This is a genomic window from Pseudomonas sp. fls2-241-R2A-110, from assembly GCF_030209165.1.
Classification (GTDB): domain Bacteria; phylum Pseudomonadota; class Gammaproteobacteria; order Pseudomonadales; family Pseudomonadaceae; genus Aquipseudomonas.
This window is the reverse complement of sequence record NZ_JARVSN010000018.1, coordinates 158,388-181,286: the sequence shown is the minus strand read 5'-3', so window position 1 is coordinate 181,286 and position 22,899 is coordinate 158,388. Positions and strand designations below refer to the sequence as shown.

Genomic DNA, 22,899 nt, shown 5'->3' with positions numbered 1-22,899 from the left:
GGGCCTTCCGAGGCGATGACGCTAAATTGAGCCAGTAATGACGTCGACGCAATGGCGCCGATCACATCTGACAGCAAAATCTGTTCCTTTGAATACGAGGATCTGTTGCCAATCACCCATTTGGTGATTGGCAGAGAAACCTGTGGGCGCGAGCTTGCTCGCGATAGGATTGGCACATTCAACATTGATGCTGACTGCCAGACTGCTATCGCGAGCAGGCTCGCTCCCACACTGGATCTGCATCGATCACAACTTTGTGGTTCGCCAAAAAACCTGTGGGAGCGAGCTTGCTCGCGATGAGGCTGGCACATTCAACATTGATGCTGACTGCCAGACTGCTATCGCAGCGATGCGGCGACCCGACAAGCCAGCTCCCACAGTGACTGCATTTCACATTCAGATGCGTCAGACGAATTGCGCGGCGGCGTAACCCGAGGCCCAGGCCCATTGGAAGTTGAACCCGCCCAGATGCCCGGTGACGTCGAGCACTTCGCCGATGAAATACAGGCCGGGGCTTTTCAGCGATTCCATGGTCTTTGACGAGACTTCGCGGGTGTCCACGCCGCCCAGGGTCACTTCGGCCGTGCGATAACCCTCGGTGCCAGCCGGCACCACTTTCCAGCTCGCCAGTTTTTCGCCGATGTCAGCAATTTCCGCATGGGTGTATTGCTTCATCGGTTTGGAAACGAACCAGTTGTCCGCCAGCAGGTTGGCCATTTTCTTGGTGAAAATTTCACCGAGCAAGGTTTTCAACTCGCTGTTCGGGCGTTCGGCTTGCTGCTGTTGCAGCCAGCTCGGCACGTCGTGGTCTGGCATCAGGTTGATTTCGACCGTGTCGCCGGATTCCCAGAACGAGGAAATCTGCAAAATCGCCGGGCCGCTTAGGCCGCGGTGGGTGAAAAGGATGTTCTCGCGAAAGCTCTGATCGTTGCAGCTCACCAGGCAATCCACCGATGTGCCGGACAACTCAGTGCACAGCTCTTTGAGCTGATCGGTGATGGTGAACGGCACCAGGCCGGCGCGGGTCGGCAGCAGATCGTGACCGAACTGCTTGGCCACCTGATAACCGAAACCGGTCGCGCCCAACGTCGGGATCGACAGCCCGCCCGTGGCGATGACCAACGATTCACAGGTGATCTGGCCTAGCGTGGTGTCTAGCAGATAACCGCTTTCGAGCTTCTCGATGGTCTGGATCGAAGTATCCAGGTGCAGGCTCACGCCGACCTGATCGCACTCATTGAGCAGCATCTCGAGGATGTCGCTGGATTTGTTATCGCAGAACAGCTGGCCGAGTTTTTTCTCGTGGTACGGCACGCCGTGTTTGGCGACCATGCCGATGAAATCCCACTGGGTGTAACGCGCCAGTGCGGATTTGCAGAAGTGTTCGTTCTGCGAGAGGAAATTGCCCGGTTCGGTGTACATGTTGGTGAAATTGCAGCGGCCACCGCCCGACATCAGGATTTTCTTGCCGGCCTTGTTCGCATGGTCGAGCAACAGCACCTTGCGCCCACGCCCGGCGGCGGTCAGCGCGCACATCAACCCTGCGGCGCCAGCGCCAATGATCACGACTTCGGTAGAGCGCAAAACGGTGTCCTCACACAAATTTTTAATTCACTGCGAAACCAATGTGGGAGCGAGCTTGCTCGCGATGGCGGACTGTCAGACAACAACGATGTTGAATGTGCTGGCCTCATCGCGAGCAAGCTCGCTCCCACAGGGGATCTTTGTTGGTGCGTAGATCGCTTACAAGATGCGCACGCGCAGCGAACGGCCTTTGATCTTGCCGTCGTTCAGGCGCTGCAAGGCCTGCTTGGCGATCCCGCGTTCCACCGCCACATAGGCCTGGAAATCGAAAATCGCGATCTTGCCGACCTGAGCGCCCGGAATGCCGGCATCGCCCGTCAATGCACCCAGAATGTCACCCGGACGCACTTTGTCTTTACGGCCCGCGCCAATCACCAGCGTGCTCATCACCGGCAGCAGCGGTGCGCCGCCCTGGGATTTGAGGTTGTCCAGCTGATCCCAGCTCAACGGCGACTTCTGCAGTTGCTCGATGGCCTGGGCGCGGTGCGCTTCGGACGGCGCGACCAGGCTGATCGCAATGCCTTTCTCGCCGGCACGACCGGTACGGCCGACGCGGTGAATGTGGATTTCCGAATCACGCGCCAGCTCGACGTTGATCACCATGTCCAGCGCATCGATGTCCAGGCCACGGGCGGCGACGTCGGTAGCGACCAGTACCGAAGTGCTGCGGTTGGCGAACATGGCCAATACCTGGTCACGGTCACGCTGTTCCAGATCGCCATGCAGGCCGACGGCAGAGATGCCTTTGGAGGTCAGGTGATCGACGGTTTCCTGAACCTGCTGCTTGGTGAAGCAGAACGCGACGCAGGAGGCCGGACGGTGATGCGCGAGGACTTTGACCACGGCGTCCATGCGCTCATCCGGGGAGATCTCGTAGAAGCGCTGCTCGATCTGCGTGTCGTCGTGGAACGCCTCGGCCTTCACTTGCTGCGGGTTGCGCATGAACTTCGACGCCAGTTGCTTGATGCCCACCGGGTAAGTGGCGGAGAACAGCAGAGTCTGGCGGCGCTCCGGGCATTGGGCGATGATTTCTTCAATGGAATCGTAGAAGCCCATGTCGAGCATGCGGTCGGCTTCGTCGAGGATCAGCGTGTTCAGGCCATGAAGTACCAGCGAACCCTTGCGCAGGTGCTGCTGGATCCGGCCCGGGGTGCCGACGATGATGTGCGCGCCGTGCTCAAGCGAACCAATCTGCGGGCCGAACGAAACGCCGCCACACAGGGTCAGGACCTTGATGTTGTCTTCGGAGCGGGCCAGGCGACGGATTTCCTTGGCAACCTGGTCAGCCAGCTCGCGCGTTGGGCAGATGACCAGCGCCTGGCAACCGAAGAAGCGCGGATTGATCGGGTTCAGCAGGCCGATACCGAAGGCGGCGGTCTTGCCGCTGCCGGTCTTGGCCTGGGCGATCAGATCCATCCCCTTGAGGATCACCGGCAAGCTTTGCGCCTGGATCGGCGTCATCTGGGTATAACCGAGCGAGTCGAGGTTAGCCAGCATGGCGGCGGACAGCGGCAAAGTATTAAAAGCGGTGGCGATGGTGGTCACGGGACTGGCCTGCAAAACAAAATGTCGCGCAGTGTATCAGTCCCGTGGCCATTGGCCCTAAGGTTCGATGTGTTCTTCCGGACGTTTGACGCGCCGTCCGTCTTCCTTTGACAGTTGCGAGAAGATCGTCGCGGCCAGCATGGCCATGATTCCGACGGTCACAAAGGTCAGCTGGAAGGCGCCCAGCACGGTGTCGACGCCATCGTTGCCGATTTCTGCGGTGAAGCCACCGAGCAGCGCGCCGGCGCAGGCAACCCCCAGGCTCAGGGACAATTGCGCGACCACCGACAGCAGACTGTTACCGCTGCTGGCGCTGGCATCGTCGAGGTCGATCAGGGTCACGGTGTTCATCGCGGTGAACTGCAACGAGTTGATCGCGCCAAGAATGGCCAGCATCCCCAGCAATAACCAATACGGCGTCTGCTCGCTGACCAGACCCATGCTCGCCAGCATCAGCCCCAGCGCCAACGTGTTGCCGGTCAGCACGATGCGATAGCCCAAGCGTTCGATCAGCGGTCGCGCCACCGACTTGGCGAACATCGCCGCAGCGGCCAGCGGCAGCATGCTCATCCCCGCCTGGGACGGCGAGTAACCCAGCGCCACTTGCAGCAACAACGGCACGAGGAACGGCAGCGCGCCGCTGCCCAGGCGAGCGAACAGGTTGCCGAGAATGCCCACGGCAAAAGTCCGGGTCTTGAACAGCGACGGCGCGAACAGCGGATTCTCGGTGTGCCCTGCCCGCAGCCAATACGCCGCCAGACATGCCATGCCGCCGAACAGCAGCAACATCACGCGCAAGTGTGGCAGGTGCAGTTCGCCCAGGCCTTCCATGGCGATGGTGATCAGCACCATTGCCGCGCCAAACAGCAAAAAGCCCAGGCTGTCGAAACGCGTACGTTCACTGCCGCGCAGGTCAGGGATGAATTTCCACACGGCGTAGCAACCGACGGCGCCCACCGGCAGGTTGATCAGGAAGATCCAGTGCCAGGTCAGGTATTCCACCATCCAGCCGCCCATGGTCGGGCCGATCAACGGGCCGAGCAGTCCGGGAATAGTGATGAACCCCATGATCCGCACCAGCTCCGAGCGCGGGTAGGCGCGCAGGACGACCAATCGCCCGACCGGCAGCATCAGCGCACCGCCCAGGCCTTGGATGACGCGGGCGCCAATCAGCAGGCTCAGGCTGCTCGACAACGCGCAGAGCAATGAGCCGAGGCTGAACAGCAGGATGGCGCCGAAGAAGATTTTCTTGGTGCCGAAGCGGTCAGCGATCCAGCCGGAGGCGGGGATCAGCAGCGCAACGGTAAGCATGTAGGCGATGATCACGCCTTGCATGCGCAACGGATCCTCGGCCAGATCGCGGGCCATGGCAGGCAGGGCGGTGTTGAGAATGGTCCCGTCGAGGGATTGCATGAAGAAAGCGATGGCGACGACCCACGGCACCCAGCGGGCGGTGACAGCGTCGAGAGGCGGGCGGTTCGGCATGGGACCTCTTGTGGTTGGAGATGATCGTTCCCACGCTCTGCGTGGGAATGCCTCAATGGACGCTCCGCGTCCGCTTCGGCAGGGACGCAAAGCGTCCCGGGCTGCATTCCCACGCGGAGCGTGGGAACGATCGGTATCAGAGGGTCAAGGTCAACCGGCTGACCAGCGCACCCGGCAACAACGCCGAAGCTGTGGCCCGCTGGCTGTAGGTACTCGCCGACAGCAACAACTCACGTTCCTCCGTCAACGCTTCCAGGTGCGAACCGAGCAAGCTGTAAGCGCTGTCATCAAAGCGCATCGTGCTCACCGGCGCCTGTATCTCGCCGTTCTCGACCCAGAAGGTCGCAAAGCGCGTCATGCCGGTCAGGCGCGCCGCGGGTTGATCCGAGTAGTTCAGGTACCAGAGATTGCTGATGTACAGCCCGGTGCCCAACTGCTTGAGAATCTCGGCGTCAGGCAATGTGCCGGCCGCCATGTTCAGTGCACTCGGCATTTCACCGCCACCGGCGCCATTGGCCGTCAGGCCGTACTCGGCTGCGCTGCGTGAATTGACCATCTGCGCGCCAGCCTTGCCTTCGACAATCAAGCCAAGATCGCTGCGCGGATAGCCTTCGCCGGAAAACGCCGGACTCAACGAACCGCTGACCTTTTCATCGACCGACACCAGCGGGCTGAACGCACTGTCGCCCGCGTACAGTTTCTGCAGCGGACTGTGTTTGCTGGCAATCGACTGCGCCGAGAAACCGCCCCAGCCGAGCATGTCCATGATTTCCCCCAAGGCCGCTGGCGCCAGGTAGGCACGGTACTGACCGGGCGCGAGGGTGCGTTGCGGCCTGCCCAGAAACGCCAACTGCTCGCGTGCCTGGGCAAAGCGCCTGGCAAACCCTTCGCTGTTCCAGTCGTGCCCGGCGTAGCTGGCTTTCACCGCTTGGCCATTGTCATGGAACAGGCTGAAATCAAAGTTGAAGCTGTTGGCCTGATGCCAGCCGAACGCGCCCGCCGAACTGGCGAAGCCACGACTGATCGGCCCGGCGGCATAGAAACCTACCAGGTCCAGACCTTCGGCCGCCCGGGTGATTTCAGCGACTACTTGTTCAGTGTCCGGCAGCGCACGCTCCTGCACGTTCTTGCTCTGCCAGCCGTTGTGATTGAGCAACAGGTACGGATCCTGCGGCAGCAGCGGCAGTGTTTCACGCAACTGTTGCAGCCCATCGGCCAGACGCTGGCGGTCGACTTCAGCATCGCCAGCCAGTGTGATGTGCAGGTCGGCATGCCGGCCTTCGTTGATCAGTTTGAAACCGACGCTCGCCTGCTGCACCTGCCCGGCCTGACGCACCTTGGCGTGGTTGAAACGCACGAAGGCGGAGGATTCGGCGGCGTAGCTGAGGGTGAATTGCTCCGGCTCGCGAATCGCATCGCGCAGCCAGGTCACCAAGGCCTTGAACGAGGCGGCCTGATTATTGGACGTACTCATCAGGCGTCTCCCCCAAATACATCAACGTTGCTGAATACGCAGGCCGGCGAGGCATGACCGACGCGGATCACCTGATTTGGCTCGCCCTTGCCGCAGTTCGGCGTGCCCAGGACCTTGAACGTGCTGGCGTCGCCGACGGCGCTGAGACTCTTCCAGAATTGCGCGGAAATCGCCCGATAGTTCGGGTTCTTCACCACGCCTTTGAGCTCGCCGTTTTCGATCAACTGCGCCCATTCGCAACCGAACTGGAATTTATTGCGTGCATCGTCGATCGACCATGAGCGGTTGGTCGACATCATGATGCCGTGCTCGATGTTGCCGATCAGTTGTTCCAGCGGTTGATCGCCGGGCTCGATGTTCAGGTTGGCCATGCGGTCGATGGGCGGGCGATTCCACCCGCAAGCGCGGCTGTTGGCGACGCCATCCATGCCGGCACGGAATTGTGAAAGCGCGCCGCCCAATGGTCGCAGCAGCAAGCCTTCCTTGATCAGGAACTGTTTGCTCGCGGCTGTGCCGTCGTCGTCATGACCGTAGCTGGCGAGCTGTTCAGGAATGTCCGGATCGAACGTCACGTTGAGCAGTTTCGAGCCGTATTGCAGATGACCGAAGTCTTCTGCCTTGACGAAACTGGTGCCGGCGTAATTACGTTCATCGCCGAGGATGCGGTCCAGTTCCAGCGGATGGCCGATGGATTCGTGGATCTGCAGCATCATCTGGTCGGGCATCAGCAACAGGTCACGCGGACCCTGCGGTGTGTTGGGCGCCAGCAGCAATTGCAACGCTTGGTCGGCGACTTTCGGGCCGGCACCGATCAGCCCGCAACGGCTGATCACGTCAGCGCTGCCTTGCTGGCCGAAGTTCTCGCGGCCCAGGCTGCGGGTCTGGCTGTCGCTGCCGTCGTAGGCCGTGACATCCAGGCCCGGGTAGACGAACCGCTGAGCCTGGCGCAGTTCGGCCCCGGCGCTGTTGAGGTAGATCTGCTCGACATGGGTGATGCCGATGCTCACCTGCCAGTTCACCAGTCGCTCGTCCTTGGGCACGGACGCGGATTCGGCGCCGAGCAATTGGTAGCAATCGCTCAGGGACGGGAAGGGCTGGTCGAGGTTCGGCGAGAAATAGTCGGCGCGGTCGCTGGAAACGGCTTGTTCACGCAAGTCCAGCAAGGCGTGGGGCTTGAGGTGTCGCGCTTGTTGCTCGGCCTTCTCCAATGCAGCTTGCAGGCCTTGTTGCGACAGGTCGTTGGTCGCGGCGTAGGCTTCGACACCGTTGACGCGCACGGTCAGCATCGCGCCTTCGTCACGGCTCAGGCTCGGAGGTTCGGCGACATTCTTGCGCACCGACAGGTACTGGCCGGATTCGCGCACATAACGCAGCGAAAAGAATTCAGCGCCCGTGCGCAAGGCAGCGAAACGCTGCTTGAGCTGGGGGTGGAAATCGAACATTCGGGAACCTCCTTGGTATGGAGTGGCGTATAGCTGTGTTGCGAAGGGGGGTGAAACGTTTGCGTGGCGCTAGATTAGGCCTGCGCGGGGGGTAGGATCAAGCTTGGATCGGTGTAGGAAAACATTACCGGGAGAGGTGTGGTGTTATGGAGGGCCCCTTCGCGAGCAAGCCCGCTCCCACATTTGACCGCGTCGTTATCTGGCGACTCGGTCAAATGTGGGAGCGGGCTTGCTCGCGAAGGCAGCGCCGCGGTGTAACTGTCTTACTGCGCTGTCGGGCTCACATCACGCAACGGCTTGCCACGCACTGGCGCATCGCCGGCCACGAAGTAAGCTGCCTTGCTACGCGGCAATGGCTTGCGACCGCGGATCTTGTCGGCGATTTTCTCGGCCATCATGATCGTTGGTGCGTTCAGGTTGCCGGTGGTGATGATCGGCATGATCGAGGCATCGACCACGCGCAGGCCTTGCATGCCATGCACACGACCTTCGCCATCGACCACGGCCATTTCGTCGGTGCCCATCTTGCACGAGCAGGACGGGTGGAACGCGGTTTCGGCGTGTTCGCGGATGAACTTGTCGAGCTGCTCATCGGTTTGCACGTCGATGCCCGGGCTGATTTCGCGGCCACGGAATGCATCCAGTGCAGGTTGTTGCATGATTTCACGGGTCAGGCGGATGCCGTCACGGAATTCCTGCCAGTCCTGCTCGGTGGCCATGTAGTTGAACAGGATGCTCGGGTACTCGCGCGGATCCTTGGACTTGGCCTGGATACGACCCCGGCTCGGCGAACGCATGGAGCCCATGTGCGCCTGGAAACCGTGTTCTTTCACGCCGTTGCTGCCGTTGTAGTTAATCGCGACCGGCAGGAAGTGGTACTGAATGTTCGGCCAATCGAATTCCGGACGGGTGCGGATGAAACCGCCGGCTTCGAACTGGTTGCTGGCGCCGATGCCGGTGCCGTTGAACATCCACTCGGCACCGATGGCTGGCTGGTTGTACCAGAGCAGCGACGGGTACAGCGAGACCGGTTGGGTGCAGGCGTATTGCAGGTACAGCTCGAGGTGATCCTGCAGGTTTTCGCCGACGCCCGGCAGGTCGTGGACCACCGGGATATCGAGTTTTTTCAGCAGTTCGGCCGGGCCGACGCCAGAGCGTTGCAGGATCTGCGGCGACGCGATGGCGCCGGAGCACAGCAGCACTTCCTTGCGGGCGCGGACTTCAACACGCTCTTCAGCCGCACCGATCAGGTAACGCACGCCGACGGCACGCTTGCCTTCGAACAGGATCTTGTCGGTCAGGGCGTGGGTGACGATGGTCAGGGTCGAACGCTTTTTGGCGATGTCCAGGTAGCCGCGAGCGGTGCTGGCGCGACGACCGTTCGGCGTCACGGTGCGGTCCATCGGACCGAAACCTTCTTGCTGGTAACCGTTGAGGTCTTCGGTGCGCGGGTAACCGGCCTGCACGCCTGCTTCAACCATCGCGTGGAACAGCGGGTTGTTGCCGGCTTTGGGTGTGGTCACGCTGACCGGGCCGTCGCCGCCGTGGTAGTCGTTCGGGCCGATGTCACGGGTTTCAGCCTTGCGGAAGTACGGCAGGCAGTCGAGGTACGACCAGTCTTCCAGACCCGGCAGTTTCGACCAGTTGTCGTAGTCCATCGCGTTGCCGCGGATGTAGCACATGCCGTTGATCAGCGAAGAACCACCCAGGCCCTTGCCGCGACCGCATTCCATCCGGCGACCGTCCATGTGTGGCTCTGGATCGGTTTCGTAGGCCCAGTTATAGCGACGGCCTTGCAGCGGGAACGCCAGGGCGGCCGGCATTTGAGTACGGAAATCCATGCGGTAGTCCGGGCCGCCTGCTTCGAGCAGCAGGACGGTGACGCCTTCGTCTTCAGTCAGACGGGTCGCCAGGGTGTTACCGGCCGAGCCGGCACCGATGATGATGTAATCGAATTCTTGGGACATTGAATGCACCCTCTTTGAAGTTGGTCAGGTCTGGCCACGGCGAGTGCTTCGCACTCGATCGCCAGCAGGCTGGCTCCCACAGGGGGATGTGTACTCCTGTGGGAGCCAGCCTGCTGGCGATGACGGCCTCGCAGGCAAAGCAGATGCCTGCTTAGAAAACCGAGGCGTAATCGCCCAGTTCGACCTGTACCGATTTGATGCGTGTGAAGTTGTTCAGCGAGCTGATGCCGTTTTCACGGCCCACGCCCGACTGCTTGTAGCCACCGACCGGCATCTTGGCGTCGGATTCGCCCCAGGCGTTGATCCAGCAGATACCGGCTTCCAGTTGATGAATCACGCGGTGGGCGCGGTTCAGGTCCTTGGTGACGACACCGGCGGCCAGGCCGAAGTCGGTGTCGTTGGCACGACGGATCACTTCTTCTTCGGTTTCGTACGTCAGGATGCTCATCACCGGGCCAAAGATTTCTTCGCGAACGATGGTCATCTCGTCGGTGCAGTCGGTGAACACGGTCGGTGCCACGAATGCGCCCTTGGCGAATTCGCCTTCGGTCAGACGGTCGCCGCCGCACAGCACGCGAGCGCCTTCTTCCTTACCTTTGGCGATGTAACCCAGCACGCTTTCCATGTGGGCGAAACTGACCAGAGGACCGAAGTTGGTGTTCTCGTCTTCCGGGTTGCCGACGCGGATGCGGGCAACGCGTTCAACGATCTTGGCTTCGAAGGCAGCTTTGAGGTGGCTTGGCACGAACACACGAGTGCCGTTGGTGCAGACCTGGCCCGAGCTGTAGAAGTTGGCCATCATCGCGGTGTCGGCGGCGCGGTCGAGGTCGGCGTCGTCGAAAATGATCAGCGGGGATTTGCCGCCCAGTTCCATGGTCACGTCTTTGAGCGACGAAGCCGAGGCGCTGGCCATGACCTTCTTGCCGGTGTCGGTGCCGCCGGTGAAGGAGATTTTTTCGATGCGTGGGTGCTCGGTCAGCCAGGTGCCGACTTCACGGCCGCTGCCGGTCAAGACGTTGAACACGCCAGCCGGAAGGCCTGCCTCGGTGTAGATCTCGGCCAGTTTCAGCGTGGTCAGCGAGGTGACTTCGCTTGGCTTGAAGATCATCGCGTTACCGGCCGCCAGGGCAGGCGCGGATTTCCACAGGGCGATCTGGATCGGGTAGTTCCACGCCCCGATACCGGCGACGACGCCCAGCGGCTCGCGACGGGTGTAGACGAACGAAGTGGTGCGCAGCGGAATCTGCTCGCCTTCGATGGCGGGCACCAGGCCTGCGTAATATTCCAGCACGTCGGCACCGGTGACGATGTCGACATACTTGGTTTCGGAGAACGATTTACCGGTGTCCAGGGTTTCCAGGGCGGCCAGTTCATCGTTGCGCTCGCGCAGGATGTCGACGGCACGGCGCAGGATGCGCGAACGCTCCATTGCGGTCATCGCAGCCCAGATTTTCTGGCCCTTTTCGGCGCTGACCACCGCACGCTCGACGTCTGCCTTGGTCGCACGCTGAACGATTGCGAGGACTTCACCGTTAGCCGGGTTGATGGCTTCGAAGGTGGCGTCGCTGCTGGCGTCACTGTAGCCGCCATCGATGTAGAGTTTTTGCAGTTCGAAACGGGCCATAAAGTCCTCGCAAGTGCATAAGTGGTTGGCGTTGACCACTGGGCGTGCCGTGTAGCCTGGGCATCGCTGATCAGTGGCGGTTCAGGTGGCTGAGCGTTTTATGTGTGCTCTAACTCACCTGCTTGGCCAATTGGATATCCATGTATTCGTAAGCGATCCGTTGCGCCTGCTCGGTGTCGAAAGCATCTCCCGACAGCGCGCCGCGCAACCACAAACCGTCAATGAGGGCTGCCAGGCCCCGGGCGGCGCTGCGCGCTTGATCAAGCGGCAACGTACGGCGGAACTGGCAGCACAGGTTGGAATACAGACGGTGATCGTTGATCCGCTGCAACCTGTGCAAAGACGGCTGGTGCATGCTGGTGGCCCAGAAGGCCAACCAGGTTTTCATTGCCGGGCCATTGACCTGGCTGGCGTCGAAGTTGCCTTCGATAATCACCTGCAGATGCGCCCGTGGGCTGTCATCTGCCAGCGCCTGACGGCGCGCGGTGACGTTCTCGCTGAGGACACTCATCAGATACCGCATCGTGGCGGCGATCAGGCCATTCTTGTCCTGAAAATAGTGACTGATGATGCCATTCGAGACACCGGCCAAACGGGCGATCAGCGCAATGCTGGCGTCCCCCATGCCGACCTGATCGACGGCCTGTAGCGTGGCTTCAATCAGTTGCTGACGACGGATGGGTTGCATACCGACCTTGGGCATCTTGCACATCTCCTTAGGCCTCCCGGTGGGCGAATAAGCCTGCCGGATTGAGGGCCAGTCTATTTTGTTTTGATTGAACGTTCAATCAACAAAGAATAAGATCTGCGACAATTCGTCGCTGCCTACAGGTTTTTCCTACACGTAGTTAGCGGAAAAACGACATCACAAAACGCTCGAAACCCACGCGCGCTGGCGCTCCCGGGCTTCGGGCTTTTTTCGGGGTGTCTTTATATCACCCGCCGGTCGGCTGCCAACTAACCGATTGGTCGGGTAACGCGTTGCCTTGTGTTCTTCTCTCGCACTGCCTGGAGCATCTGTGCCATGAGTTCTGCCTCTCTAATAAAGACCCCACCCGAGAAGGTGACGGTCAACGGTTGGGTGTTCTACACCTCTACCGCGCTGATCCTGTTGTTGACCGCCATTCTGATCATCGCCCCGCAAGAGGCCGGCAGATTGCTCGGTATTGCCCAGGCCTGGTTGTCCCGCAGCTTCGGCTGGTACTACATGGTGGTGATTGCCGCTTATTTGGTATTCGTCGTCGGCCTGGCGTTTTCGTCCTACGGCAAGCTCAAACTGGGCAGCAAGGACGATACTCCGGACTTCAGCTACGGCGCCTGGGCGGGGATGTTGTTCTCGTCGGGTATCGGCATCTCGCTGTTGTACTTCGGCGCTTCGGAGCCGCTGGACCATTACTTCAATCCGCCGGAAGGCGTTTCGGCCAGCAACATGGCCGCGCGTCAGGCCGTGCAGCTGACGTTCCTGCACTGGGGCCTGCATGGCTGGGCGATTTATGCCCTGGTCGGTTTGGCCGTGGCGTACTTCGCGTACCGTCACAACCAGCCGCTGGCGCTGCGTTCGGCGCTGTATCCGCTGGTGGGCGAGCGTTGGGTCAAAGGCGCGGCCGGTCATGCCGTGGACGGCTTCGGCATGTTCGTGACCCTGCTGGGGCTGGTGACGAACCTGGGGATTGGTTCGCTGCAAGTGTCCTCGGGCCTGGAAAACCTGTTCGGCATGGCACACAGCAACACCAACCTGCTGATCGTGATCATCGTGATGAGCACCGTGGCGACCATCGCCGCCGTGTCGGGCGTGGAAAACGGTATTCGCCGTCTGTCCAACCTGAACATCGTGCTGTTCAGCGGCCTGCTGATTTTCGTGCTGCTGTTCGGCCCGACCCTGCACCTGCTCAATGGCTTCGTGCAAAACATCGGTGACTACCTGAACGGTGTGGTGCTGAAAACCTTCGATCTCTATGTGTACGAAGGCGACAGTGAGAAGTCCGACCGCTGGTTGGGCCTGTGGACCTTGTTCTATTGGGCCTGGTGGATTTCCTGGGCCCCATTCGTCGGCATGTTCATCGCGCGTATTTCCCGTGGTCGTACGGTGCGTGAACTGGTGGCCGGCGTGCTGCTGATCCCGCTGGGTTTCACCCTGGCGTGGCTGTCGATCTTTGGTAACTCGGCCTTGGACCTGGTGATGAACCATGGGGCGGTGGAGCTCGGGAAGACGGCGCTCGAACAGCCGTCCATGGCGATCTACCAACTGCTTGAACATTATCCTGCGTCGAAGATTGTGATCGGCGTGTCGATCTTTGTCGGTTTCGTGTTGTTCCTGACCCCGGCGGATTCCGGCGCGGTGATGATGGCCAACCTTTCCTGCAAGGGTGGCAACGTCGATGAAGATGCGCCGCACTGGCTGCGGATTTTCTGGTCGGCGGTCATTACCCTGGTGACCATCGGCCTGCTGTTCGCCGGTAACTTCGAAGCCATGCAAACCATGGTGGTGCTGGCCGGCCTGCCGTTCTCGGTAGTGCTGGTGTTCTTCATGTTCGGCTTGCACAAGGCGATGCGCCAGGACGTGCAGATCGAACAGGAGCAGGCGGAACTGGCTGCGCGCGGTCGTCGTGGTTTCAGTGAGCGTTTGACTCAATTGGATCTGCAGCCGAACCAGTCGATCGTTCAGCGTTTCATGGACAAACAAGTCAGCCCGGCGCTGGAAGATGCGGCGGTGCAATTGCGTGCCCAAGGGCTGAATGTGCAAACGCTGCTGGGCAAGTCCAAGCGTTGCATGGGCGTGCGGATCGAGATGGAAGAGGGCAACCCTTTTGTCTACGAAGTAAGCCTGGATGGCTATCTGGCAGCGGCGAGCGACACGGTTTCGGCGGAAAGTGCCGATGAACCGCGTGCGCGCTATTACCGCGCCGAGGTGTACCTGCACAACGGCAGCCAGGACTATGACCTGATGGGCTTCACTGCGGATCAGATCACCCGTGACGTGCTCGATCAGTTTGAAAGCCATCGCCAGCTCCTTGGCCGGGTTTATAGCTGAGTTTCGATAGGGCTCAGTGTTTCAGTCTGAAGCACCGCGTCGCTTCCATCGCGGGCAAGCCCGCTCCCACAGGATTGTCACTGTCCTTGTGGGAGCGGGCTTGCCCGCGAAGGGGCCATCACTCGCAAAGCTAATACCTGATCGTTCCCACGCTTTGCGTGGGAATGCCGCCCCGGACGCTCTGCGTCCGCTTTTGAATCGTGACGCGGAGCGTCACCGGATGCATTACCACGCGGAGCGTGGGAACGATCAAGATCTATATCCCATAAACAAAAACGCCGCGATCCTCTCGCGGCGTTTTTGTGTCTGCTGCCTTACCCCAGGTTCTTGCCGAGCAGCGCGTGATACAGCTCGCTGTCGCCGAGAATCCCGACCACTTTGTTGTTGTCGTGCAGCACCAGTTTGTTGCCGGTCTGATAACGAATCTGCAGCGCATCGCGCATGCCGATGTTGGAGTCCACCAGCGTTGGGCGACGGCCCAGGCCTTCAACCGCTTGCCCTGGAATCCAGTTCTGCAGATCCAGGCTCGCACCGTTCTGACGGGCACCCTTGATGGTGTTGCCTTCTGCCAGGTCCAGCCACGAATCGCCGCCCGGATCGAGGCAGACGGAGCCGTTGATGCGTTTGCAGTTGTCCAGGGTGCGCATCAGGCTGCGACCGCACAGAACGTTCAGCGGGTTGGTGTGGGCCACGAAGGTCCGCACATAGTCGTCCGCCGGGTTCAAGACGATCTCTTCCGGCTTACTGTACTGGATGATCCGGCCGTCTTTCATGATCGCGATACGGCTGCCGAGCTTCAGGGCCTCATCGAGGTCGTGACTCACGAACACGATGGTTTTGTGCAGCTTGCGTTGCAGTTCCAGCAGTTCGTCTTGCAGGCCTTGGCGGATCAGCGGGTCGAGTGCCGAGAACGGTTCGTCCATCAGCAGGATGTCGGCGTCCATCGCCAGGGCGCGGGCCAGGCCCACACGTTGTTGCATACCACCGGACAGCTCGTTGGGTTTCTTGTTGCGCCATTGGGTCAGGCCCACCAGCTCAAGCTTGTCGTCCACCAGTTTGCGCCGCTCTTTTTCAGGGCGACCCTGCATTTCCAGACCGAAGCTGATGTTCTCGCGAACGGTCAGCCAAGGCATCAGGGCGAACTTCTGAAACACCATCGCAATGCGCTTGGTGCGCATCATTTTCAGTTCTGCCGGGGTGCAGGAGGCAATGTCTATCTGCCTGCCTTCGTGCTCGACGAACAGCTTGCCACGGCTAACCGTGTTGAGGCCGTTGATGCAGCGCAGCAGACTGGACTTGCCGGAGCCGGACAGGCCCATCAGTACGCAGATTTCACCTTTTTCGACGTCCAGGCTGGCCTTTTCCACGCCAACGATCTGCCCGGTCTTTTTCAGGATCTCGTTACGGGTCATGCCTTGATCCAGCAGCTTGAGAGCCTCGCGTGGATCCTTGGAGAAGATAACGTCGACGTTATCGAAGCGAATAATGCTCATGCGTCACCCCCTACTTTAGCTTCGGGTTGTTTGCAGATACGGTCGAGCATGATCGCCAGCAGTACGATCGCCAGGCCTGCTTCGAAGCCCAGGGCGATATCAGCAGTGTTCAGTGCGTTGACCACGGGTTTGCCCAGGCCGTCGGCGCCCACCAGTGCCGCGATCACCACCATCGACAACGACAGCATGATGCACTGGGTGATACCGGCCGCGATGCTTGGCATGGCGTGGGGCAGTTCGATTCGCGAGAGCAGCTGACGTCGCGAGCAGCCAAAGGCCTTGCCCGCGTCCATCAGTTCTTCCGGAACATCGCGAATACCCAGGTAAGTCAGGCGGATAGGCGCGGCAATCGCGAACACTACCGTTGAAATCAGGCCCGGGACCACACCCAGACCGAAGAGGGTCAGGGTAGGAATGAGGTACACGAAGGTCGGCACGGTCTGCATGAGATCGAGCACCGGACGCATCAATGTGTAGAACATCGGTTTGTGCGCAGCGACGATGCCCAACGGCACGCCGATGACTACGCAGACCAGGGTCGCGAAGAGCACCTGGGCGAGGGTTTCCATGGTTTCCTGCCAGTACCCCAGATTGAGGATCAGCAAGAAGGAGGCGATGACGAAAACGGTCAGCCCCCACTTTCGTTGAATGAAGTGTGCCAGTAGCGCGATGAGGCCGATCAATGCCAGCGGGTTGAACCAGGTCAGCGCAAAAGTCACGCCGTGGATCATCGTTTCCAGTGACACGGCGATTGCGTCGAACGTGCTGGCGCCGTGTTGCGTCAACCATTCAACGAAGCCCGCGATGTACTGGCCTAAAGGGATTTTCTGATCAATCAGCATGGTAGTGAACGTCCGCATGCAAGGAAATAAACAGCCCGGGCGAGCGAACCCGCCCGGCGTAAGCGATTACTGCGCGAGCTTGGCTTTAACGGCCTCCAGGCCTGGTTTACCGTCAATGGTGGTCACGCCAGCGAGCCAGGTATCGAGGACCTGTGGGTTCTTTTTCAGCCAGGCCTTGGCGGCCGCGTCAGGCTTCATTTTGTCATCCAGGATGTTGCCCATCAGCGAGCTCTCCATGTCGACTGTGAATTCCAGATTTTTCAGCAACTGTCCAACGTTGCTGCATTCCTGGACGTACCCCTTGCGGGTGTTGGTCGCCACGGTGGCGGCACCGAAGTCCGGTCCGAAGAAATCGTCACCACCGGTGAGGTATTGGATCTTGAAGCGTTTGTTCATCGGGTGCGGCGCCCAGCCGAGGAACACCACGGCGGTGTCGCGTTTTTGGGCGCGGTCAACCTGAGACAACATGCCGGCTTCGCTGGACTCGACCACTTTGAAACCAGCGTCTTTAAGGCCGAAGGCGTTCTTGTCGATCATACTCTGGATCAGGCGGTTACCGTCGTTTCCAGGTTCGATGCCATAGATCTTGCCGTCGAGCTCTTTCTTGAATTTGGCGATGTCGGCGAAGTCATGCAGCCCTTTGTCGTACAGCGCTTGCGGCACGGCGAGGGTGTACTTGGCGCCGGTCAGGTTGGTGCGCACGACGTCGACGGTGCCGGCATCACGATAAGCCTTGATGTCGTTTTCCATGGTCGGCATCCAGTTACCGAGGAACACGTCCATGTTCTTGCCGTCGGCCAGGGACTTGTAGGTCACCGGCACGGAAATCATCGTGGTTTTGGTCTTGTAGCCGAGGGCGTCGAGCACGACGCTGGTGGTGGCGGTTGTTGCGGTGATGTCCGTCCAGCCGACATCAGAGAAGTTTACGGTACTGCACTGAGCGGGTTCTGCAGCTTGAGCCAGTAACGGCAGACTCAGCATGGCGGCCAACAACAACGACGGGGAACCTTTCATGGATGGACTCCTTGGTGTTTTTTTTGGCAGTGTTCCGACTGGACCACCGCACTTATAGGTTGCGGTTGGATGGCGTTTTGGAGACAGCTCTACCACGGCGCCTTGCAATCGAGTCGATACGATCATGTACCAGTGAAAATCTGACGCCTACAGGGGGCGTCGTAACCAGTACAGGGATGGTCGCATCCAGTGTCGGTGACGTCGTTTACAGCTTTTTTCAGCCCTTTTTTCCCCTCTGATCCGCTAAAAAACGGCGAAAACATTGCGTCGCCGCCTCGCGGCGTTAGTGGGCATGAGTGCGTCGGTGTGAGACGTCGAACGACATGACAAAAGCCTGATGATGCGGCCATCTCGGCGGATTGCAGCTTGAGCGTAGCAGCTCCGCCACTGGGCGCCTTTGCGTCTGGAGTCGGCACATCCAGGAGTTCGGCAGTAATGGCTATCAGCGTTTTCGACCTGTTCAAAATCGGCATCGGCCCATCCAGCTCGCACACCGTGGGGCCTATGCGGGCCGCCGCGCTGTTCGTGCAAGGTTTGCGTGAACAGGGTCTTTTGGAGCAAGTACGGCGCGTCGAGGTTCAGCTTTACGGGTCGTTGTCGGCCACGGGCATCGGTCACGGCAGCGACAACGCGGTGATCATGGGCCTGATGGGCGAGTGGCCGGATGCGATCGATCCGTCGCAAATCGGCATTCGTATCGAAACCCTGCGCGAAACCCGCACCTTGTTGCTCGACGGTCGCTTGTCGGTCCCGTTCATCTGGGCCCGGGACATGCGCCTGATCGACGAAAACCTGCCATTCCATCCCAACGCGATGACCTTGATTGTCGAAGGCGATCACGGCGAGCTGCATCGCGACACCTACTATTCCATCGGTGGCGGTTTTGTCGTCGATGAAGCGCAGGCGTCCAGCGGCGTGGTCGATCTGGACAGCACGGTGTTGCCGTACGATTTCTCCAGCGCTGCCGAACTGCTCAGCCTGTGTAAGCAGCACAACCTGCGCGTGGCTGAACTGATGATGGCCAACGAAAAGGTCTGGCGCAGCGAAGAAGAAATCCGCAGCGGCCTGATGAAACTCTGGCGCGCCATGCAGGATTGCGTCGAGCAGGGCCTCAAGCACGAAGGCATCCTGCCCGGCGGATTGAATGTGCGTCGTCGTGCGGCCAAATTGCATCGCAGCCTTCAAGAGTTGGGTAAACCCAATGTCATCGGTTCGACCTTGAGTGCCATGGAGTGGGTCAACCTGTTCGCCCTGGCGGTCAACGAAGAAAACGCCGCTGGCGGGCGCATGGTGACAGCGCCGACCAACGGCGCGGCGGGGATCATTCCGGCGGTGCTGCATTACTTCATGAAGTTCAGCGAAGCAGTGACGGACGCCAACGTAGTCGACTACTTCCTCAGCGCCGCTGCGGTGGGGATTCTGTGCAAGAAAAACGCTTCGATCTCCGGTGCCGAAGTCGGTTGCCAGGGGGAAGTCGGTTCGGCGTGTGCGATGGCGGCGGCGGGGTTGGCGGAGATTCTCGGTGCCACGCCGGAGCAGCTGTGCAACGCGGCGGAAATCGGCCTGGAACATAACCTCGGTCTGACCTGCGATCCGGTGGGCGGGCTGGTCCAGGTGCCGTGCATCGAGCGCAATGCGATAGCAGCCGTAAAAGCGATCAACGCGGCGCAGATGGCGTTGCGCGGTGATGGTCAGCACTTTATCTCGCTGGATCGGGTGATCCGGACCATGCGTGACACCGGTGCGGACATGCATGACAAATACAAAGAGACATCACGCGGCGGGTTGGCGGTCAGCGCGGTTGAGTGCTGACACCGAGTCGACCCCAATCGCGAGCAGGCTCGCTCCGACAGGGAATGCAATCAATTGTGTGGCGAGCCTGGTCGCGAGACGCCAGACCAGTCAAAACTGCGCACTAAGTGAACACCCAAATTAAAACGCGCCACGTTTTGGCGCGTCGCTTACAGATAAGTGACTGACCCACGGCCAGGGATCCAAGTTGGCCATTACCGCCTGTCGACTGTGCCTGCGGTGACACTCTCCTTCAGGTCGCTGTAGCCCTGTTCCCACAAGTGCTACCGATTTGCTCAAGCCCAACGGGGCAGAGCGCCTCCCGCCGATAATGGCACTTATAACCCCCACTCTGCGCACGGCTTATATAGACACGCCGCGACGTCGTTTTCAGGAGTTATTGAATGGCCATTCAATTTTAGGCATGGCAATTGCTCTGTCATTACAAAGCCCGTCTCCCACGCGAGAACGATGGCAATAACAAGAGCCTCCGCCTGAGGCCATCACCCGCTTTGTGTGAGGAGATACCGCGATGACGACGTTCAACTCGGGGGCCCAACCCCAGAACCGTGCGCCTCAATCCATCGGCTTTCTGCTGCTGGACAATTTCACGCTTATTTCTCTGGCCTCCGCAGTAGAACCTCTGCGCATGGCCAACCAATTGTCCGGTCGCGAGTTGTATCGCTGGTCGACGCTCACCGTCGATGGCGGTCAGGTCTGGGCCAGTGATGGTCTGCAGATCACCCCCGATTGCTCCATGCACAAAGCGCCACCCCTGGACACCATCATTGTTTGCGGCGGTATCGGCATCCAGCGCACTGTTACCCGTGAACACGTGTCATGGCTGCAAAGCCAGGCTCGCCAGTCGCGCCGTCTTGGTGCGGTCTGCACCGGCAGCTGGGCCCTGGCGTGCGCCGGCCTGCTGGACGGATTCGATTGCAGCGTGCACTGGGAATGCCTGGCTTCGATGCAGGAAGCCTTTCCTCGTGTGGCCATGAGCACCCGCTTGTTCACCCTCGACCGCAACCGTTTCACCAGTTCCGGTGGCACCGCGCCACTGGACATGATGCTGCACCTGATCAGCCGCGATCACGGTCGTGAACTGTCCGCCGCGATTTCGGAAATGTTCGTCTACGAGCGCATCCGCAACGAGCAGGATCACCAGCGCGTACCGCTCAAGCACATGCTGGGCACCAATCAGCCAAAACTGCAGGAAATCGTCGCGCTGATGGAGGCCAATCTGGAAGAGCCGATCGACCTCGATGAACTGGCGGTGTATGTCGCTGTTTCGCGTCGTCAGCTGGAGCGTCTGTTCCAGAAATACCTGCACTGCTCGCCATCGCGCTACTACCTGAAACTGCGCCTGATCCGGGCTCGGCAACTGCTCAAGCAAACGCCGATGTCGATCATCGAAGTGGCGTCGGTCTGTGGCTTCGTGTCCACGCCGCACTTCTCCAAGTGCTACCGCGAATACTTCGGCATTCCGCCACGTGACGAGCGCGTAGGTTCGAACACCACGCAACAGGTGGCGATGATGCCGCTGCCGCAAGCCTTGGTGCTGTCGCCGTTGTCCGGGCCGTTGTCGGCGTTGAGCCAGGCGCGCAATGAGTCGACGTTCGCCAGCGTCCGTCTCTAGTCCTTCGACCTGATCGTTCCCACGCTCTGCGTGGGAATGCCTCAATGGACGCTCTGCGTCCGCTTCGGCAGGGACGCGGAGCGTCCCGGGCTGCATTCCCACGCAGAGCGTGGGAACGATCAGTGTGAGAAAGTATTCAGGCGCTACGGCTCTGTTGATAGGCCGCCAAGGCTGGCAACAATTGCTTGTCGATCGCCTGGCGTACGGCCGGCAGGATGGTCGCGCTGCTGGTGTACATCTGCTTGACCATCGTACGCAGCGTCATCGCCCGTTCATCGTTCAAACCGCGCACTGCGCACTCGCAAGCCTGCTCGGCCGTGGCCCCGCTCGGCACTTGAAAACCCAATGACTTCAACTGGCCCAACAGGTCTTCCTGGTCTATCAAATCGGCGTGCATCATGACGCAATCCTTCTTTAGGGAACGGTGTCTTGGTTCGATTCTCATAGGGGTGCGAAGTGGCGGCAAGGACGATTTGTCGCAATGGCCGCAATACCTATGAACAGGTCGTTTTCGGCTAACTTGCCAGAGATGAGAGTGGGCACACTGGATTCAGCTGGCTACACGAAGGTTTGGTCACCCTCGCGCAACGGCTCCTCAACAGTACCCTCCTCAGCTCCGATCTTGTCACGGCTTGATCGGGGTTTTTTTTGCCTGTGAATCAGGAAGATATGGTGTATGGACTAACGCCATCGCGAGCAAGCTCGCTCCCACATTGGAACTGTGTCGTGCACAAATACTGTGTCCGATGCAAATCCCTGTGGGAGCGAGCTTGCTCGCGATGAGCGGTGACGCGGTCTAGCGTTGCAACACCAATATCCGCGACAACAACTCATCACGATCGATGTAGCAACCCTGGAAATGCCGGGCCCCGGTGGCGGGGTCGAAGGCGTTGCGGGCGTGTAGCGTGCGACGGTTATCGAAGCACCACAATTCGCCGGGGTTGAGCCGCGTCATCACCCGGAAGCGCGCTTCGCGGGTCATGGCAATAAAGCGCCGATAAGCGCGGTAGAGCTTGGGCATGTCTTCCATCGATGCATCAAACGGCCCGCGCAAAAAGTTCGCCATGCGGATCTCCGAAACCTGTCCCAACGCATCCAGGGCGATGATCGGCGCCAGGCAGCGATAGTCGCTGTGGCGGTCCTTGTTGCGAAACTCCACGGGGATGTCGCACAAGGCTTTGAACGACTCGGGATCTTCCTCGCGCAAGGCGTGGGCAATGGCGAAACCGTCGACGAAAATGCTCTCGCCGCCCTCGGCATCATTGACCAGGCAATGCAGAAATTGCAGCCCCGGTTGCAACTCCCGGGTCGGCAAGTCGCTGTGCAGCGGCAGGTTGAAAGCAGTGTAGGCGTTGCTGTCGGCATCGGCCTTGGATTGCACGTTGAACAGCACGCCGAAATTGCTCTCGCGGATGAAGGAAATCCGCTGGGCAATCAGCTTCAACGAGCCGGGTTCGGTGGGCACGCCACGCACTTGAGTCAGGCCGATGTCGCGCACCGCCAACAGCCATTGCAGCAAGGCGTCGTTGTCGTTCATCAGCGCCTGGTAGTCGAATACCGGCAGCTTCAGGTTGCTGTTCCACAGCTGGCTTTTGGGCTTGGCGGCGCGACGTTCGGCGCGGGACTCATCGTCATAGGCGTGGGCGCGTAACCAGCCAGGATCGAAGCGGCTGAGGTGGCCGTCTTGCCACTCGACGTTGAGGCAACCTTCGGCATCGACGTGTGCCTTTGACGGCGTCAGGTCTTGCGCGACATCGACGATTTCCAGCACCTGTTCGCGCGTCACGGTGTAGACGCACAGCGGGCACGGGCAGTTGTCGCGCAACCATTGGTGATGGAAAGGGCTGAGACGACCGTCAGCCCATTGCACGTGAATGCGGTCCGCCAGGGTTTGCACGGCGGTCAACGCGCTGATCAACGGGTAAGTACGGAAGTCGGCAAAAGCAGCGGCGGTGTTCAATGGCGATCTCC

Annotated in this window: 16 protein-coding genes; 3 read left to right on the top strand and 13 right to left on the bottom strand. The window is 60.2% G+C overall.

The genetic code is table 11. The annotated features are described in order from the left end of the window. Positions 1-405: 405 nt before the first annotated feature. The 8 genes from QRN31_RS14860 to betI form a co-directional block, all read right to left on the bottom strand. Positions 406-1,584: a BaiN/RdsA family NAD(P)/FAD-dependent oxidoreductase gene (locus QRN31_RS14860; RefSeq protein ID WP_259153677.1), complete on the bottom strand. Its 1,179-nt coding sequence runs from the start codon at positions 1,582-1,584 to the stop codon at positions 406-408. A 159-nt stretch (positions 1,585-1,743) separates the two neighbouring features. Next, on the bottom strand, positions 1,744-3,081 hold the full coding sequence (gene dbpA / locus QRN31_RS14855; RefSeq protein WP_231997110.1) for an ATP-dependent RNA helicase DbpA: 1,338 nt from the start codon (positions 3,079-3,081) through the stop codon (positions 1,744-1,746). Between the two features lie 105 nt (positions 3,082-3,186). Next, the gene (mdtD, locus tag QRN31_RS14850; protein WP_414922998.1) at positions 3,187-4,671 is read right to left on the bottom strand and encodes a multidrug transporter subunit MdtD; all 1,485 of its coding nucleotides are present in this window, start codon (positions 4,669-4,671) and stop codon (positions 3,187-3,189) included. Positions 4,672-4,750: 79 nt separating this feature from the next. Next, positions 4,751-6,088, bottom strand: coding sequence for a TldD/PmbA family protein (locus QRN31_RS14845; RefSeq protein ID WP_285432736.1), 1,338 nt, complete (start codon positions 6,086-6,088; stop codon positions 4,751-4,753). Beyond that, positions 6,088-7,530: a TldD/PmbA family protein gene (locus QRN31_RS14840; RefSeq protein WP_285432735.1), complete on the bottom strand. Its 1,443-nt coding sequence runs from the start codon at positions 7,528-7,530 to the stop codon at positions 6,088-6,090. Before QRN31_RS14840 ends, QRN31_RS14845 begins: the two co-directional genes overlap by 1 nt. Positions 7,531-7,793: 263 nt before the next feature. After that, the gene (gene betA, locus QRN31_RS14835) at positions 7,794-9,497 is read right to left on the bottom strand and encodes a choline dehydrogenase (protein WP_285432734.1); all 1,704 of its coding nucleotides are present in this window, start codon (positions 9,495-9,497) and stop codon (positions 7,794-7,796) included. Between the two features lie 151 nt (positions 9,498-9,648). Further along, complete coding sequence (gene betB, locus QRN31_RS14830; RefSeq protein WP_285432733.1) at positions 9,649-11,121, bottom strand: betaine-aldehyde dehydrogenase; 1,473 nt, start codon at positions 11,119-11,121, stop codon at positions 9,649-9,651. Between the two features lie 109 nt (positions 11,122-11,230). Further along, positions 11,231-11,824 carry a transcriptional regulator BetI gene (gene betI, locus QRN31_RS14825; protein WP_285432731.1) on the bottom strand — a complete coding sequence of 198 codons (594 nt, stop codon included), beginning with the start codon at positions 11,822-11,824 and terminating at the stop codon, positions 11,231-11,233. Positions 11,825-12,202: 378 nt separating this feature from the next. Here betI and QRN31_RS14820 point away from each other — a divergent pair, with 378 nt between their 5' ends. Continuing rightward, positions 12,203-14,152 (top strand): BCCT family transporter, encoded by a 1,950-nt coding sequence (locus tag QRN31_RS14820; RefSeq protein ID WP_285433000.1) that lies wholly within the window; start codon positions 12,203-12,205, stop codon positions 14,150-14,152. A gap of 314 nt (positions 14,153-14,466) precedes the next feature. Here QRN31_RS14820 and choV read toward each other — a convergent pair whose 3' ends face one another. From choV to QRN31_RS14805, 3 genes are all read right to left on the bottom strand, one after another. Then, on the bottom strand, positions 14,467-15,645 hold the full coding sequence (gene choV, locus QRN31_RS14815) for a choline ABC transporter ATP-binding protein (RefSeq protein ID WP_259153659.1): 1,179 nt from the start codon (positions 15,643-15,645) through the stop codon (positions 14,467-14,469). Continuing rightward, complete coding sequence (gene choW / locus QRN31_RS14810; RefSeq protein WP_033060358.1) at positions 15,642-16,487, bottom strand: choline ABC transporter permease subunit; 846 nt, start codon at positions 16,485-16,487, stop codon at positions 15,642-15,644. The genes choV and choW overlap by 4 nt, the downstream gene beginning before the upstream one ends. A 66-nt stretch (positions 16,488-16,553) precedes the next feature. Continuing rightward, on the bottom strand, positions 16,554-17,501 hold the full coding sequence (locus tag QRN31_RS14805) for a choline ABC transporter substrate-binding protein (RefSeq protein WP_259153655.1): 948 nt from the start codon (positions 17,499-17,501) through the stop codon (positions 16,554-16,556). 435 nt (positions 17,502-17,936) lie between these two features. On the opposite strand from QRN31_RS14805, the gene QRN31_RS14800 reads away from it, so the two are divergent. Together QRN31_RS14800 and gbdR are read left to right on the top strand one after the other, a co-directional pair. Further along, on the top strand, positions 17,937-19,313 hold the full coding sequence (locus QRN31_RS14800) for an L-serine ammonia-lyase (RefSeq protein ID WP_285432729.1): 1,377 nt from the start codon (positions 17,937-17,939) through the stop codon (positions 19,311-19,313). A 511-nt stretch (positions 19,314-19,824) separates the two neighbouring features. Then, the gene (gene gbdR / locus QRN31_RS14795; RefSeq protein WP_090178827.1) at positions 19,825-20,928 is read left to right on the top strand and encodes a choline metabolism transcriptional regulator GbdR; all 1,104 of its coding nucleotides are present in this window, start codon (positions 19,825-19,827) and stop codon (positions 20,926-20,928) included. 136 nt (positions 20,929-21,064) lie between these two features. On the opposite strand, the gene QRN31_RS14790 is transcribed toward gbdR, so the two are convergent. Further along, positions 21,065-21,328: a hypothetical protein gene (locus QRN31_RS14790; RefSeq protein ID WP_090178830.1), complete on the bottom strand. Its 264-nt coding sequence runs from the start codon at positions 21,326-21,328 to the stop codon at positions 21,065-21,067. A 396-nt stretch (positions 21,329-21,724) separates the two neighbouring features. Further along, a complete protein-coding gene (locus QRN31_RS14785; protein WP_285432727.1) occupies positions 21,725-22,888 on the bottom strand; it encodes a gamma-butyrobetaine dioxygenase in 1,164 nt (387 codons plus the stop codon). Positions 22,889-22,899: the final 11 nt, after the last annotated feature.